This is a genomic window from Pararobbsia alpina (assembly GCF_965118125.1).
GTDB lineage: Bacteria > Pseudomonadota > Gammaproteobacteria > Burkholderiales > Burkholderiaceae > Pararobbsia > Pararobbsia alpina_A.
Genome location: NZ_OZ221287.1, coordinates 2,709,656 through 2,722,796, shown reverse-complemented (window position 1 = coordinate 2,722,796; position 13,141 = coordinate 2,709,656). Strand labels below are relative to the sequence as shown.

Annotated in this window: 9 protein-coding genes; 2 read left to right on the top strand and 7 right to left on the bottom strand. The window is 64.0% G+C overall.

What is annotated here, in order from left to right; all coding sequences use genetic code 11:
• Positions 1 to 36: 36 nt before the first annotated feature.
• Positions 37 to 2,205, bottom strand: coding sequence for an ATP-binding cassette domain-containing protein (locus tag ACMFWR_RS11795; protein WP_413194868.1), 2,169 nt, complete (start codon positions 2,203 to 2,205; stop codon positions 37 to 39).
• A 71-nt stretch (positions 2,206 to 2,276) separates the two neighbouring features.
• On the opposite strand from ACMFWR_RS11795, the gene ACMFWR_RS11790 reads away from it, so the two are divergent.
• Entirely contained in the window at positions 2,277 to 2,756 is a 480-nt protein-coding gene (locus ACMFWR_RS11790; RefSeq protein WP_413191849.1) for a glutathione peroxidase, read from the top strand.
• 112 nt (positions 2,757 to 2,868) lie between these two features.
• On the opposite strand, the gene ACMFWR_RS11785 is transcribed toward ACMFWR_RS11790, so the two are convergent.
• The 6 genes from ACMFWR_RS11785 to dapC form a co-directional block, all read right to left on the bottom strand.
• A complete protein-coding gene (locus ACMFWR_RS11785; protein ID WP_413194867.1) occupies positions 2,869 to 4,560 on the bottom strand; it encodes a cardiolipin synthase in 1,692 nt (563 codons plus the stop codon).
• Between the two features lie 89 nt (positions 4,561 to 4,649).
• On the bottom strand, positions 4,650 to 5,543 hold the full coding sequence (prmB, locus tag ACMFWR_RS11780) for a 50S ribosomal protein L3 N(5)-glutamine methyltransferase (RefSeq protein WP_413191848.1): 894 nt from the start codon (positions 5,541 to 5,543) through the stop codon (positions 4,650 to 4,652).
• A gap of 11 nt (positions 5,544 to 5,554) precedes the next feature.
• Positions 5,555 to 6,694: a succinyl-diaminopimelate desuccinylase gene (gene dapE / locus ACMFWR_RS11775; protein WP_413191847.1), complete on the bottom strand. Its 1,140-nt coding sequence runs from the start codon at positions 6,692 to 6,694 to the stop codon at positions 5,555 to 5,557.
• Positions 6,695 to 6,709: 15 nt separating this feature from the next.
• A complete protein-coding gene (locus ACMFWR_RS11770) occupies positions 6,710 to 7,078 on the bottom strand; it encodes an ArsC family reductase (protein WP_413191846.1) in 369 nt (122 codons plus the stop codon).
• Between the two features lie 3 nt (positions 7,079 to 7,081).
• Positions 7,082 to 7,912, bottom strand: a complete 831-nt coding sequence (gene dapD / locus ACMFWR_RS11765; protein WP_413191845.1) for a 2,3,4,5-tetrahydropyridine-2,6-dicarboxylate N-succinyltransferase — start codon at positions 7,910 to 7,912, stop codon at positions 7,082 to 7,084.
• Between the two features lie 109 nt (positions 7,913 to 8,021).
• Positions 8,022 to 9,281, bottom strand: coding sequence for a succinyldiaminopimelate transaminase (gene dapC, locus ACMFWR_RS11760; RefSeq protein WP_413191844.1), 1,260 nt, complete (start codon positions 9,279 to 9,281; stop codon positions 8,022 to 8,024).
• Positions 9,282 to 9,554: 273 nt separating this feature from the next.
• Between dapC and smc the strand changes: the two genes are divergently transcribed.
• Positions 9,555 to 13,073 carry a chromosome segregation protein SMC gene (gene smc, locus ACMFWR_RS11755; protein WP_413194866.1) on the top strand — a complete coding sequence of 1,173 codons (3,519 nt, stop codon included), beginning with the start codon at positions 9,555 to 9,557 and terminating at the stop codon, positions 13,071 to 13,073.
• Positions 13,074 to 13,141: the final 68 nt, after the last annotated feature.

The following is a 13,141-nucleotide window of genomic DNA, read 5'->3' as shown; positions in this document are numbered from 1 at the left end:
GAAGCGACGACACGCCACGCTGCCCGCTTCTCTGCCTCAACTCGCGCCGAGCGCTTCCAGCTGTTCCTGGATATCGAGCCAGTCGGCTTCGACTTGTTCGAGCTTCGCGGTCACGTCGGCTTGCTTGCGCAGCGCGTCAGTCAGTTCGGCCTTGCGCGCGGCATCATAGCTCTCAGGGTCGGCGACGAAAGCATCGAGCTTCGCCTTTTCTGCGCTGAGCTTGTCGAGTTCGGCTTCGAGCTTCGTGAGCTTGTTTTGCAGAGGCTTGCGTTGCTGCGCGAGCTTTTGCCGCGCTTCGGCTTCAAGCCGCTTCTGTTCCTTGCGATCGACGACGGCGCCCGGTACGCCCGAGCCGTCTTGCGACGCTTCGCCGGTCGCGGCTGCGGTGGTTTGCGTGCGCTTGTCGGCAGCATGTTCAAGCAGCCAGTCACGATAGTCGTCGAGGTCGCCGTCGAAGGGCTGAAGGCGGTGGTTCGCGACCAGCAGAAACTGGTCGGTTGTCGCACGCAGCAAATGCCGGTCGTGCGAGACGACAATTAGTGTGCCTTCGAACTGCGCGAGCGCCATCGTCAGTGCATGGCGCGTTTCGAGATCCAGGTGGTTCGTCGGTTCGTCGAGCAGCAGCAAGTTCGGTTTCTGCCAGATGATCAGTGCTAACGCGAGGCGCGCTTTCTCGCCGCCCGAGAACGGCGCGATCGGCGCGCTGGCCATATCGCCCCGAAAGTTGAAGCCACCGAGAAAATCACGGAGTTCCTGTTCGCGCGTGTCCGGCGCCAGTCGCGCGAGATGCGCGAGCGGCGAATCGTCATGGCGCAGGGTCTCGACCTGATGCTGCGCGAAATAGCCGATCTGCAGACCCTTGCCGGGACGCACGGTGCCTGCCAGCGAAGGGAGCACACCTGCGAGCGTCTTGATCAGCGTCGACTTGCCTTGGCCGTTTGCACCGAGCAGGCCGATACGTTGTCCGTTCTGCACGGAGAGCGTGACGCCGTCGACGATCACGATATCGCCTGGGCGGGCGAGGGCGTAGCCGGTTTTGCCGCGAGCACCGCCGTTGGTCGCGTTGCCCGATCCCGATCCTGATTCCGATCCCGAAGCCGAAGCTGAAGCCGAAGCGCTTGGCTGCGTCGACCCGCCCGGCGTGTCATGGGCCAACTCAGCGCCACCGCCGCCGTGTCCGTCCGCATGCACGGTGGCGTCTTCCGTGCCCTCGGGCTCGCCCGACGGACCGCCGGGCCGATAGCCGCATCGCACGGATTCAAGCGTCAGCATCGGATTCGGCGCCGCGTCGGGTTCACGGAATTCAAACGTGAACGGCGATGCCGCGTGCGCCGGCGCGATCAGTTCCATGCGTTCGAGCGCCTTGACGCGGCTCTGAGCCTGACGGGCCTTCGTCGCCTTGGCCTTGAACCGGTCGACGAAGCTCTGCAGATGCGCAATCGTGCGCTGCTGCTTCTCGTACGCGTTCTGTTGAAGCGCAAGCTGCTGCGCACGCAGGATTTCGAACTGTGTGTAATTGCCGCCGTAACGTTTGACCTGCAGGTTCTCGATATGCAGCGTCACGTTGCAAACGGCGTCGAGAAACTCGCGATCGTGCGAGATCACGACGAGCGTGCCGGGGTAGCGGCGCAGCCAATCCTCGAGCCAGACGATTGCATCGAGGTCCAGGTGATTGGTCGGTTCGTCGAGCAGCAGCAAATCGGACGGGCACATCAGCGCCTGCGCGAGGTTGAGGCGCATGCGCCATCCGCCCGAAAACGACGCGACGCTTGCGCGAGTCTGTTCGAGCGTGAAGCCGAGGCCGAGCAGCAGTGATTCGGCGCGCGCGGGCGCTGTATAACCATCCGCATCGGCGAATGCCGCATGCGCTTCGCCTTCGGCATGGCCGTCGTGCGCTGCCGACGCGGCCGCGATCCGCGCTTCCGCATCGCGCAGCACGACATCGCCGTCGAGCGTGTAGTCGAGCGCGCTGCGCTCAACCGCCGGCGTTTCCTGCGCGACGTGCGCGACGCGCCAGGTCGGCGGAAACTGCAGGTCGCCCCCGTCGGGATGCAGCTGGTCGCGCAGCATGGCGAACAGCGTCGACTTGCCCGCCCCATTGGCGCCGACGAGCCCGACCTTTTCGGCGGGATTCAGCGTGAAGCTTGCGTTGTCGAACAGCGGCTTGGTGCCGCGAGCGAGAGAAACCTGATTGAACCGGATCACGACGTCGAGGAAAATGCGAAAAGCGCTATTGTAGGGGTCTTCGTGACCCACGACCGATAAGGAATCCATCGATGGATCAGATCTACTCGTTTTCGGCGAATGCACTCGACGGCACGCCCGTGCCTCTTGAACGCTATCGCGGCAAGGTTTTGTTGATCGTCAACACGGCCAGTGAATGCGGCTTCACCCCGCAATACGAAGGCTTGCAGAAACTGCATGAGAAATTCGGTGCCAACGGTCTCGAGATTCTCGGGTTTCCGTGCAACCAGTTCGGCAAGCAGGAGCCCGGCGATGCTGCGCAAATCGGCGCGTTCTGCGAGAAGAACTACGGCGTGACGTTCCAGATGTTCGACAAGATCGAGGTCAATGGCGACGGCGCGCACCCGCTCTATAAATTCCTCAAGGATCAGGCGCCGGGCGTGCTCGGTATTGAGTCGATCAAGTGGAATTTCACGAAGTTTCTGGTTGATCGCAGCGGGGCGGTCAAGGAACGTTATGCTCCGATGACCAAGCCTGACGCGATCGAGAAAGACATCGAAAAGTTGCTCTAAGGTTTGAGCGTGCTGGTGTGACGGCTGCGATGTGACCACTGTGATGCGACCGCCGGGCTGCGCAACGCGCTTGCGTGTCCGCGGTCAGCAGCTTCTGCTGCGCCGCATGGGCCTAGAGAATCGGCGAAAACAATCTCGCAATCGTCATCGTGAGCCGGCGCCATGCCGGCGCGCTCGAGTACTCGGTCCGGTCGATCTCGAAGCAATGCGCGAAGTCCTCGGCGAGCATCGCTTCGACCTTGGACGCGAAGTCGCGGTCGACAGCCAGCACGATCAGCTCGAAGTTGAGGCGGAACGAGCGGTTGTCTAGATTGGCTGTGCCCACCGATGCGGCGCGGTCGTCGATCAGCATGACTTTCTGGTGCAGGAAGCCGGGCCGGTATCGATAGATCCGGATCCCGGCTTTGAGCGCTTCGTGCGCGTGGATCATCGAGGCTTCGAACACGACGAAGTGATCGCGTCGTGAGGGAATCATGATCCGGACATCGACGCCACGCATCACGGCCAGACGCAGCGCCGCAGACACGGCTTCGTCCGGAATGAAATAAGGCGTCGTGATCCAGATACGGTGACGCGCCGAATTGATCGCTTCGACAAAAAACAGCGAGGCCGTTTCCTGTCGGTCCGCCGGACCCGTCGCAATGACCTGGCAGCGCATATTCGGCGCACCCGGTCGATAACCGGGCTTGCGCGGCTCATGCGGCGGCACGGGCGGTGGCAGCGGCACGACGCGTTGAATATCGTCGTCGTCCCTGAGCCGGGTATCGATCGGCGGCGAAGGCTCCGGCCGTGGGCCGCGAATCAGCGGGGTGACCTGCGCATGCGTTTCGGTTTGCCGTAGCGTGCCCGATGCCGCGGACTGCGCCGCGAAATGTTCGTCGGCAGCGGTGTCGCTGTCGAGATCGAAGTCGCTGATCCGCACGTCGTGCGCGACGGTCTCATCTTTCTCGGCGAGCCGTTCCGCCACTTCAGCTGCGACGACGGGCTGCACCTGAAAATCGGGAAGCCGCTGCGTGACCCAGTACCAGTCTTCGAGAAACGCGAACTGCACGTTCGCGACAGCGGGGCCGCGCAACTCGATATGGGTATCACGCCAAGGCGAAAGCGGTGGCTTCTCACCCAGGTATTCGACACCGACGTTGTGGCCGCCAATAAACGCTCGCAAGCCATCGACCACGACGATCTTTCGATGGTTGCGGAAATTGATCTGAAAGCGATTGATGAACTTGCGCGTGGAGAATTCGCGGACGTCAACGCCGCCTTCACGCAGGCTCGCTACGTAGCTGCGCGACAGATCGTATGAGCCGATGCCGTCGTACAGAAAGTAGATCTTGACGCCGGCGGCCGCACGCGCGATCAGCTTGTCGCGCAGCGTCCATCCGAGCGGGTCGTCGCGCACGATAAAGAACTGGAACGCGATGTAGTGCTCGGCCTTGTCGATCGCGTCGAAGATCGCATCGAAAGTCGCCCGGCCGTTGACGAGCAGGGTCACGGAGTTGCCGGCGACAAACGGCATGTCCGCGAGAAACGTCATCGCACGCGCCGCGTTGGTGCCCAACTGGGCTGCGGCGTAACCACCATCATCGGCATGCCCCGCCCAGTGCGCATCGCGCGCCTGCGTGCGCATGCGCTGGTTGCCGAGCCGGCGCGCATCGACATAGCCGGCGAACCGGCTGCTGCCGAGAAACAGATACGGGATGACCGTGAGGTAGGGCATCGCGATGAGCGCGACGGCCCAGGCGATGGCTCCCTGCGAGGTGCGCGCGTTCGCGATCGCGTGAAAGGCCGCGAGCACCCCGAGCACGTGCGCGAGCGCAATCAGCGAACCGATGTGCAGCGCGTCGAGCGGAAGCAGGGTGACGATGGCGGACACGATGTGCGCCTCGCGAAAACTCAGTCCGGCAGGTCGGCGGCGCGCAGCAGGAACACGCTGTCGTCGCCGGCGCTCGTCGTGAGCCAGTTGAGCTCGAGGCCACCGAATGCGGCTTCGACATGGTCGCGCTCGTTGCCGATCTCGACGACCAGCACGCCGTCCGGCGTCAGGAAGCGCTTGGCGTTGGCGATGATGCGCTGGACGATCGTCATGCCGTCGGGGCCGCCCGCGAGCGCGATGGTCGGCTCATGACCGTACTCGGGCGGCAGCGCGTCCATCGACGCCTGGTTCACATACGGCGGGTTCGTGAGAATCACGTCGTACTGACGCTCGGGCAGCGGCTCGTACAGATCGCCCTCGAACAGCGCGATGCGATCGTCGAGCTGATAGTCGCTGACATTGCGTTGCGCGACTTCGAGCGCCGGATGCGAAATGTCGACCGCATCGATATCGGCGTTCTCAAAAGCGGCCGCCGATAGAATCGCCAGACACCCCGAACCCGTGCACAGCTCGAGCACGGCGGTGACCTGGTCGGGGTCGTCGACCCACGGCGTCAGGCGGTCCTGCAGCAACTCGCCAATCAGCGAGCGCGGCACGATCACGCGTTCGTCGACGTAGAAGCGGAAGCCATGCATCCAGGCTTCGTTTGTCAGGTAAGCCGCCGGCAGACGTTCGGTTGCACGACGCTCGATCAGGTTCATGATGGCCGTGATCTCGTCGTCCATCAGGCGTGCGTCGAGAAACGGCTCGAGCGTGTCGAGCGGCAGATGCAGCGTATGCAGGATCAGATACGCGGCTTCGTCGTACGCGTTGGTCGTGCCGTGGCCGAAGAAGATCTCGGCCTGGTTAAAGCGGGACGTCGCGTAGCGGAGCAGGTCGCGCACGGTTGCGAACGGATGGGACGGATTCGTCATGGCAGTCCTGTTCAGGCGATGAGCTTTTCAAGCACGCGTCGATAAATATTCTTCAGCGGGTCGATAAACGCCACATCGATATGTTCGTCGATCTTGTGGATCGTCGCATTCGGCGGGCCGAATTCGATGACCTGCGGACAGATCTTGGCAATAAAGCGGCCGTCGGAGGTGCCGCCCGTCGTCGAGAGGGTGGTCTCGACACCGACTTCCTCGCGGATCGCATCGCCGAGCGCCACCGACAGATCGCCGCGCGGCGTCAGGAAGGGTTCGCCGCCGAGCGTCCATTCAATGGTGTAGTCAAAGCCGTGCGCTTCGAGGATCGTATGCACACGCTGCTTCAGACTCTGTTCGGTGCTTGCGGTCGAGAAGCGGAAATTGAAATCAATCGTGGCCGTGCCGGGGATGACGTTCGTCGCACCCGTGCCGGCGTGGAAGTTCGAAATCTGCCAGCTCGTCGGCGGGAAGTATTCGTTGCCCTTGTCCCATTCGACACGGGCGAGGTCGGCGAGCGCAGGCGCGGCAAGGTGAATCGGGTTGCGTGCGAGGTGGGGGTAGGCGATATGCCCCTGAATGCCCTTGACGACCAGGCGGCCCGAGAGCGAGCCGCGGCGGCCGTTCTTGATCATGTCGCCGAGCGTCTCGGCGGAGGTCGGCTCGCCGACCACGCAGTAGTCGAGGCGTTCTCCGCGCGCCTTGAGCGCTTCAACGACCTTGACGGTGCCGTCGATCGCGGGGCCTTCTTCATCGCTCGTCAGCAGCAACGCGATCGATCCCGCATGATCGGCGTGCGCGGCAATGAATTCCTCGCTCGCGACCACGAAGCCGGCCACCGAGGTCTTCATATCGGCCGCACCGCGGCCGTAGAGCTTGCCGTCGCGATGCGTCGGCACGAACGGCTCGGATTTCCACGCGTCGACCGGGCCGGTCGGCACAACGTCCGTATGGCCCGCGAATACGAGCAGCTTGCCGTCACGGCCTGCGGAGCCGCGCTTGATCGCCCAGAGATTGGTGACGTCGTTCGAGATGAGCGTTTCGCACTCGAAGCCGGCGGCTTCGAGGCGTCGCACGATCATCGCCTGGCAGTCGAGGTCCTCGGGGGTGACCGAGGCGCGGGCGATCAGTTGTTCAGTCAGGGCAAGCGTGGCGGACATGATCAGTCAGTAAAGTCAAAACAGGGACGCGTACTCGTCGGCGGTGAAGCCGACGGCTTTAACGGCGCCATCCACGACGAGCACCGGCCGCTTGATGACCGAAGGCTTCTCGATCATCAGCGCGATGGCGCCGGCTTCGTCGGAGGCGCCCGCTTTCACGTCGTCAGGCAATGCGCGCCACGTGGTGCCGCGGCGATTCAGCAGCGTATCGAGCGGCACCTCGCGCAGCCAGTGCTTGAGCGTTGCCGCATCGATGCCGGCCTTCTTGTAGTCGTGAAACGCGAAGTCGACACCGTGCGATTCGAGCCACACGCGGGCTTTCTTCACGGTGTCGCAGTTCGGGATGCCGTGCACGACCACGCGTGCGGAGTGCGCCGCGGTCATCGCTCAGTCGCCCCGCAGCAGTTCGTTCAGGCCGGTCTTGGAACGCGTTTGCGCGTCGACCTTCTTGACGATGATGGCGGCGTAGAGGCTGTACTTGCCGTCCTTGCTCGGCAGGCTGCCCGCGACGACGACCGAGCCCGGGGGCACGCGGCCATAGTGCGTTTCGCCCGTTTCGCGGTCGTAAATCTTGGTGCTCTGGCCGAGGAACACGCCCATCGAGATCACCGAGTTTTCGCCGACGATCACGCCTTCGACGACTTCCGAACGCGCGCCGATAAAGCAGTTGTCTTCGATGATGACCGGGTTGGCCTGCAGCGGCTCGAGCACGCCGCCAATGCCGACGCCGCCCGACAGGTGAACGTTCTTGCCGATCTGCGCGCACGAGCCGACCGTGGCCCACGTATCGACCATCGTGCCTTCATCGACGTATGCGCCGATATTGGTGAACGACGGCATCAGCACGACATTGCGGCCGATAAACGAACCACGGCGCGCGATGGCGGGGGGTACGACGCGGAAACCGCCGGCTGCGAAGTCGGCTTCCGTGTACGACGCGAACTTGCTCGGCACCTTGTCGTAGAACTGCGAGTAGCCACCGGCGGGCATCGCTTCGTTGTCTTCGAGACGGAACGACAGCAGCACGGCCTTCTTGACCCATTGGTTGACGACCCAGTCGCCGTCCTTCTTTTCCGCGGTGCGCAGCGTGCCCTTGTCGAGTTCCTCGATCACGTGGGCAACCGCTTCACGGATCTCTCCGGGGGCGGCCTTCGGCGACAGCTCGGTGCGGATGTCCCACGCGTGGTCGATGATCGTTTGCAGTTGTTGTTGCGACATGAGATGAGCCTGATTCGTTGAGAAAAGGGTTCAGCGGTTCAGCTGGCTGATGCAGGTTCAGCGGTGTCCGATGGAATGCCGTTTGCGGGGGCTGCGCGCGACAGCCCGCTCAGGCCGCGCGCGCTTTGGACAGTGCATGACAGAAATCGACGATGCGTTGCGCGCCTTGCGTGCACTCGTCGACTTCGGCAACGAGTGCGATGCGCACGAAGCCGCTGCCGGGGTTCACGCCCTGCGCGTCCCGAGCAAGATACGAGCCGGGCAGCACGGTCACATTGTAGTCAGCGTACAGACGCTTCGCGAACTCGGTGTCGGACAAACCCGAGCGCCGCACGTCGACCCAGAGGTAGAACGCGGCATCGGGCAGCTTGACGTCGAGCACGCTCGCGATCATCGGCGTCACGGTTTTGAATTTCTCGGCATACATCGCGCGGTTGGCGATCACATGCGATTCGTCGCCCCAGGCAGCGATGCTGGCCGTTTGCCACACCGGGCTCAGCGCGCAACCGTGGTAGGTGCGGTAAAGCAGGAAGCGCTTGAGGATCGCGGCGTCGCCGGCGACAAAGCCCGAGCGCATACCCGGCACGTTCGAGCGCTTGGACAGGCTCGAGAGCACGACGAGGCGCGTCGCATCGCGGCCCAGCGCGCGGGCGGCGTCAAGGCCGCCGATCGGCGGATGGCCTTCGTCGAAATAGATTTCCGAATAGCACTCGTCCGATGCGATAACGAAGCCGTAGCGATCCGACAGGGCAAACAGCTCGCGCCAGTCTTCAAGGGTCAGCACGGCGCCCGTCGGGTTACCCGGCGAGCAGACGTAGAGCAATTGCGTGCGCGACCAGACCTCGGCGGGGATCGCCGCATAGTCGCAGGCGAAGTTGCGTGCCGGGTCGCTGTTGGCGAAGTACGGCGTGGCGCCTGCGAGCAGGGCCGCGCCCTCATAGATCTGATAGAACGGATTCGGACAGAGCACGACCGCATCGGGCTTCGTGCTGTCCACGACGGTCTGCGCGAGGGCAAACAAAGCCTCGCGCGAACCCGAGACGGGCAGCACCTGCGTCGCGGCGTCGAGCTTCACGCCATACCGGGCATCGATCCAGTTCGCGATCGCCGTGCGCAGGGCCTCCGTGCCGGCCGTGGCCGGATACGAGGCGAGGCCGCCGAGCGCCGCGACGACCGCATCCTTGATCAGCGCGGGCGTCGGATGTTTGGGCTCGCCGATGCCGAAGCTGATCGGTTTGAAGGCTGCCGTCGGGGTCACGTCCGCGAACAGCGCGCGGAGCTTTTCGAACGGATAGGGCTGCAGCTTGTCGAGCAACGGGTTCACGGGCGAGCAGTTCGAAGAGGGTGTCGGGAAGGCGCGCTGGCGCATGCGGCATGCACGGTGGTCGACCATGATTCGGGGCGGCGGTGCATGCCGAGCGGGCAATTATACCTGCGCGGCCCATCGAATCGAAGCGCACGCTGCGGCGGCGCGCCTGCCGGCGCAAGGCTTGTGCGTCAAAGCCGCGCGTGCGCGCTCGGCGTGCCGGACGCAGGATGCCCGATGGTATGATTGACCCCCGAACCTGGGCCCGGTGGCTCCCGCCTCGAAGCGCGCGGTGAGGCCGGCTCCGATTTTCCCTTTTCAATCAGCGATTTCGCCGTGCGTCTGAATTCGATCAAACTCGCTGGATTCAAATCATTCGTCGATCCCACGCAATTCCAGGTCCCGGGCCAGCTCGTCGGCGTGGTCGGACCGAACGGTTGCGGCAAGTCCAATATCATCGACGCCGTGCGCTGGGTGCTCGGCGAGTCGCGCGCCTCGGAGCTGCGCGGCGAGTCGATGCAGGACGTGATCTTCAACGGCTCGACTAACCGCAAGCCGGGTAGCCGCGCGAGCGTCGAACTCGTGTTCGACAACGCCGACGGCCGCGCATCGGGTCAGTGGGGCACCTATGCCGAGATCGCCGTCAAGCGCGTGCTCACGCGCGACGGGACCTCGAGCTACTTCATCAACAATATGGCGGCCCGTCGCCGCGATATTCAGGACATCTTCCTCGGCACCGGCCTGGGTCCGCGCGCGTACGCGATCATCGGGCAGGGCATGATCTCGCGGATCATCGAGGCCAAGCCTGAAGATCTGCGCGTGTTCCTCGAAGAAGCCGCGGGCGTCTCGAAGTACAAGGAACGCCGCCGGGAAACCGAAAACCGCCTCAATGACACGCGGGAAAACCTCACGCGCGTCGAAGACATCCTGCGCGAACTCGGCACGAACCTCGAAAAGCTCGAAGGCCAGGCGGTCGTCGCCCAGAAGTTCAAGGAACTCCAGGCGGACGGCGAAGAAAAGCAGCGCCTGTTGTGGCTGCTGCGCCGGAACGATGCCCTCGACGAGCAGGCACGCCAGCAGCGCGCGATCGAAGGCGCCCAGATCGATCTCGAAGCGCAAACGGCCAAGCTCCGCGAGGTCGAGGCCGAGCTCGAGACGATGCGCGTGGCGCACTACACGGCCTCCGACGCGATGCAGGCCGCGCAGGGCTCGCTCTATGAAGCCAACGCTGAAGTCAGCCGCCTCGAAGCCGAGATCAAATTCATTATCGAATCGCGCAACCGCGCGCAGGCGCAGATCGCCGCGCTGACGGCGCAGCGCGAGCAATGGCACGGTCAGGCCGAAGTCGCCCAGGGTGATCTCGAGGCGGCCGAGGAATCGCTCGCCATTGCGCAGGAGAAGAATGCGACCGCGCACGACGTCGCGCATGCACAAAACGATGCACTGCCCGCGCTCGAAGCGCGTTGGCGCGACGCGCAGACGGACTTGAACGAGCAGCGCGCCGAGATCTCGCAGGCCGAGCAGGCGATCAAGCTCGAAGCCGCGCATCAGCGCAACGCCGACCAGCAGCTCCAGCAACTGCAACAGCGCGAGGAACGCTTGCGTTCGGAGTCGAAGGGCCTCGATGTCCCCGACGAGACGCAGCTTGAAGAACTCCGCATGCAGCTCGCCGAGCAGGAAGAGATTCTGGCCGACGCGCAGGGTCGCCTGACCGAGGCTCAGGAAACCTTGCCGCGTCTCGAAGATGAGCGCCGCGATGCCCAGGCTCGCGTTCAGTCGGAATCGGCGCGGATTCACCAGATCGAGGCACGCCTGACCGCGCTCAAGGCGCTGCAGGAAAACGTCCAGACCGACGGCAAGATCCAGCCGTGGCTCGAGAAGCACGAGCTCGGCTCACTGCCGCGTCTGTGGAAGAAGCTGCATATCGAGCAGGGCTGGGAAACGGCGCTCGAAGCCATTCTGCGCGAGCGTCTCGCGGCACTCGAAATCTCGAACCTCGACTGGGTCAAGTCGTTTGCGCTCGACGCGCCGCCGGCCAAGCTCGCGTTTTTCTCGCCGCCGCAGGCGGGTGTGTCGAACGCCGCGCCCAATGGCCTGCGTCCGCTGCTCGGTTTGCTGCGCATCGACGAGCCAGGTCTGCGCGCTGTGCTGACCGAATGGCTCAGTTCCGTGTTTATTGCTGACGATCTGCAACAGGCGCTCGCCTCGCGCTCGCAGCTGCCCGAGAACGGCGTGCTGGTCGTCAAGGCGGGCCATCAGGTCACGCGTGTCGGCGTTCAACTGTATGCAGCGGACTCCGAGCAGGCGGGTATGCTTGCGCGCCAGCAGGAAATCGAAAACCTGACGCGCGAAGTCCGCGCGCAAGGTCTGCTTGCCGAAGAGGCGAAGACGCTCGCGATCCGCGCGGACGCCGCGCACTCGCAGGCGACGCAGGCGCTTGGCGAACTGCGTGGCGCGGCGGAACGCTCGACGCAACGCGTGCACGCGCTGCAGCTCGATGTGCTCAAGCTGACCCAGGCGCATGAACGCTACGTCGCCCGCAGCACGCAGATCGGCGAAGAACTGGCCGAGATCACGGCGCAGATCGAAGATCAGCGTGCGTTGCGTGCCGAGTCGGAAGCGAACTTCGAACAGGCCGATGGCCGGCTCGCCGAATTGCAGGCGAAGTTCGAAGATCAGCAACTGGCCTTCGAAGGTCTCGACGAAGAACTCGGTCAGGCGCGTCATCAGGCGCGCGAACTCGAACGCGCTGCGCAGCAGGCGCAGTACGAAGAGCGCAATGTGCTCGCCCGCATCGAAGAACTGCGTCGCTCGATCCAGATGGCGCACGAGCAGCGCGAGCGGCTCGAGGGCACCCTCGAGGACGCACGTGCCGAGCTCGAAGCGATCAACGAACAGACTGCGCACACGGGCCTGCAGGACGCGCTCGAGGTGCGTACCGCACGTGAAGCCGCGTTGGCGTCGACCCGCACCGAACTCGACGCGCTGACGGGCCAGCTCCGTCATGCTGACGAGAATCGCCTGACGATCGAACGCTCGCTGCAACCGCTGCGCGACAAGATCACCGAGCTTCAGCTCAAGGAACAGGCAGCCCGCCTGAACCGCGAGCAATTCGACGAGCAGCTGCAGCAAGCGCAAGTCGACGAAGCGGCGCTCGTCGCCAAGCTGACGCCGGACCTGAAGCCGTCGTACCTGCAAGGCGAAGTCACACGGCTGAACAATGCGATCGTCGCGCTCGGACCGGTCAATATGGCCGCGCTCGACGAACTGACGGCCGCGCGTGAACGCAAGACCTTCCTCGATTCGCAGCTCGAGGATCTGACGTCGGCCATCACGACGCTCGAAGACGCGATCCGCAAGATCGACCAGGAGACGCGCGAGCTGCTCCAGGGCACGTTCAACGAGGTCAATCACCACTTCGGCGAGCTGTTCCCGAAGCTGTTTGGTGGCGGGCAGGCCAAGCTCATCATGACCGGCGACGAAGTGCTCGACGCAGGCGTGCAGGTGATGGCGCAACCGCCGGGCAAGAAGAATTCAACGATTCACCTCCTGTCGGGCGGCGAGAAGGCACTGACCGCCACGGCGCTCGTGTTCGCGATGTTCCAGCTGAACCCGGCACCGTTCTGTCTGCTCGACGAAGTCGATGCACCGCTCGACGATGCGAACACGGAACGCTTCGCGAATCTTGTGCGCTCGATGTCGAGCAAGACGCAGTTCCTCTTTATTTCGCACAACAAGATTGCGATGGAGATGGCGCAGCAACTGATCGGCGTCACGATGCAGGAACAGGGCGTGTCGCGTATCGTCGCAGTGGATATGGAAACAGCAGCCGGCTTCGTGCAACAAGCGGCTTAATCGCGCATCGGTGCCTGGTGCATCGAAGCGTCGGTCAGGCGAGTGGGGCCAAGGCACCCGGACGCTAA

Coding starts and splice junctions, on each gene's coding strand:
- ACMFWR_RS11790 (WP_413191849.1), top strand. CDS start 2,277: ATGGATCAGATCTACTCGTTTTCGGCGAATGCACTCGACGGCACGCCC.
- prmB (WP_413191848.1), bottom strand. CDS start 5,543: ATGACGAATCCGTCCCATCCGTTCGCAACCGTGCGCGACCTGCTCCGC.
- dapE (WP_413191847.1), bottom strand. CDS start 6,694: ATGTCCGCCACGCTTGCCCTGACTGAACAACTGATCGCCCGCGCCTCG.
- ACMFWR_RS11770 (WP_413191846.1), bottom strand. CDS start 7,078: ATGACCGCGGCGCACTCCGCACGCGTGGTCGTGCACGGCATCCCGAAC.
- dapD (WP_413191845.1), bottom strand. CDS start 7,912: ATGTCGCAACAACAACTGCAAACGATCATCGACCACGCGTGGGACATC.
- dapC (WP_413191844.1), bottom strand. CDS start 9,281: ATGCGCCAGCGCGCCTTCCCGACACCCTCTTCGAACTGCTCGCCCGTG.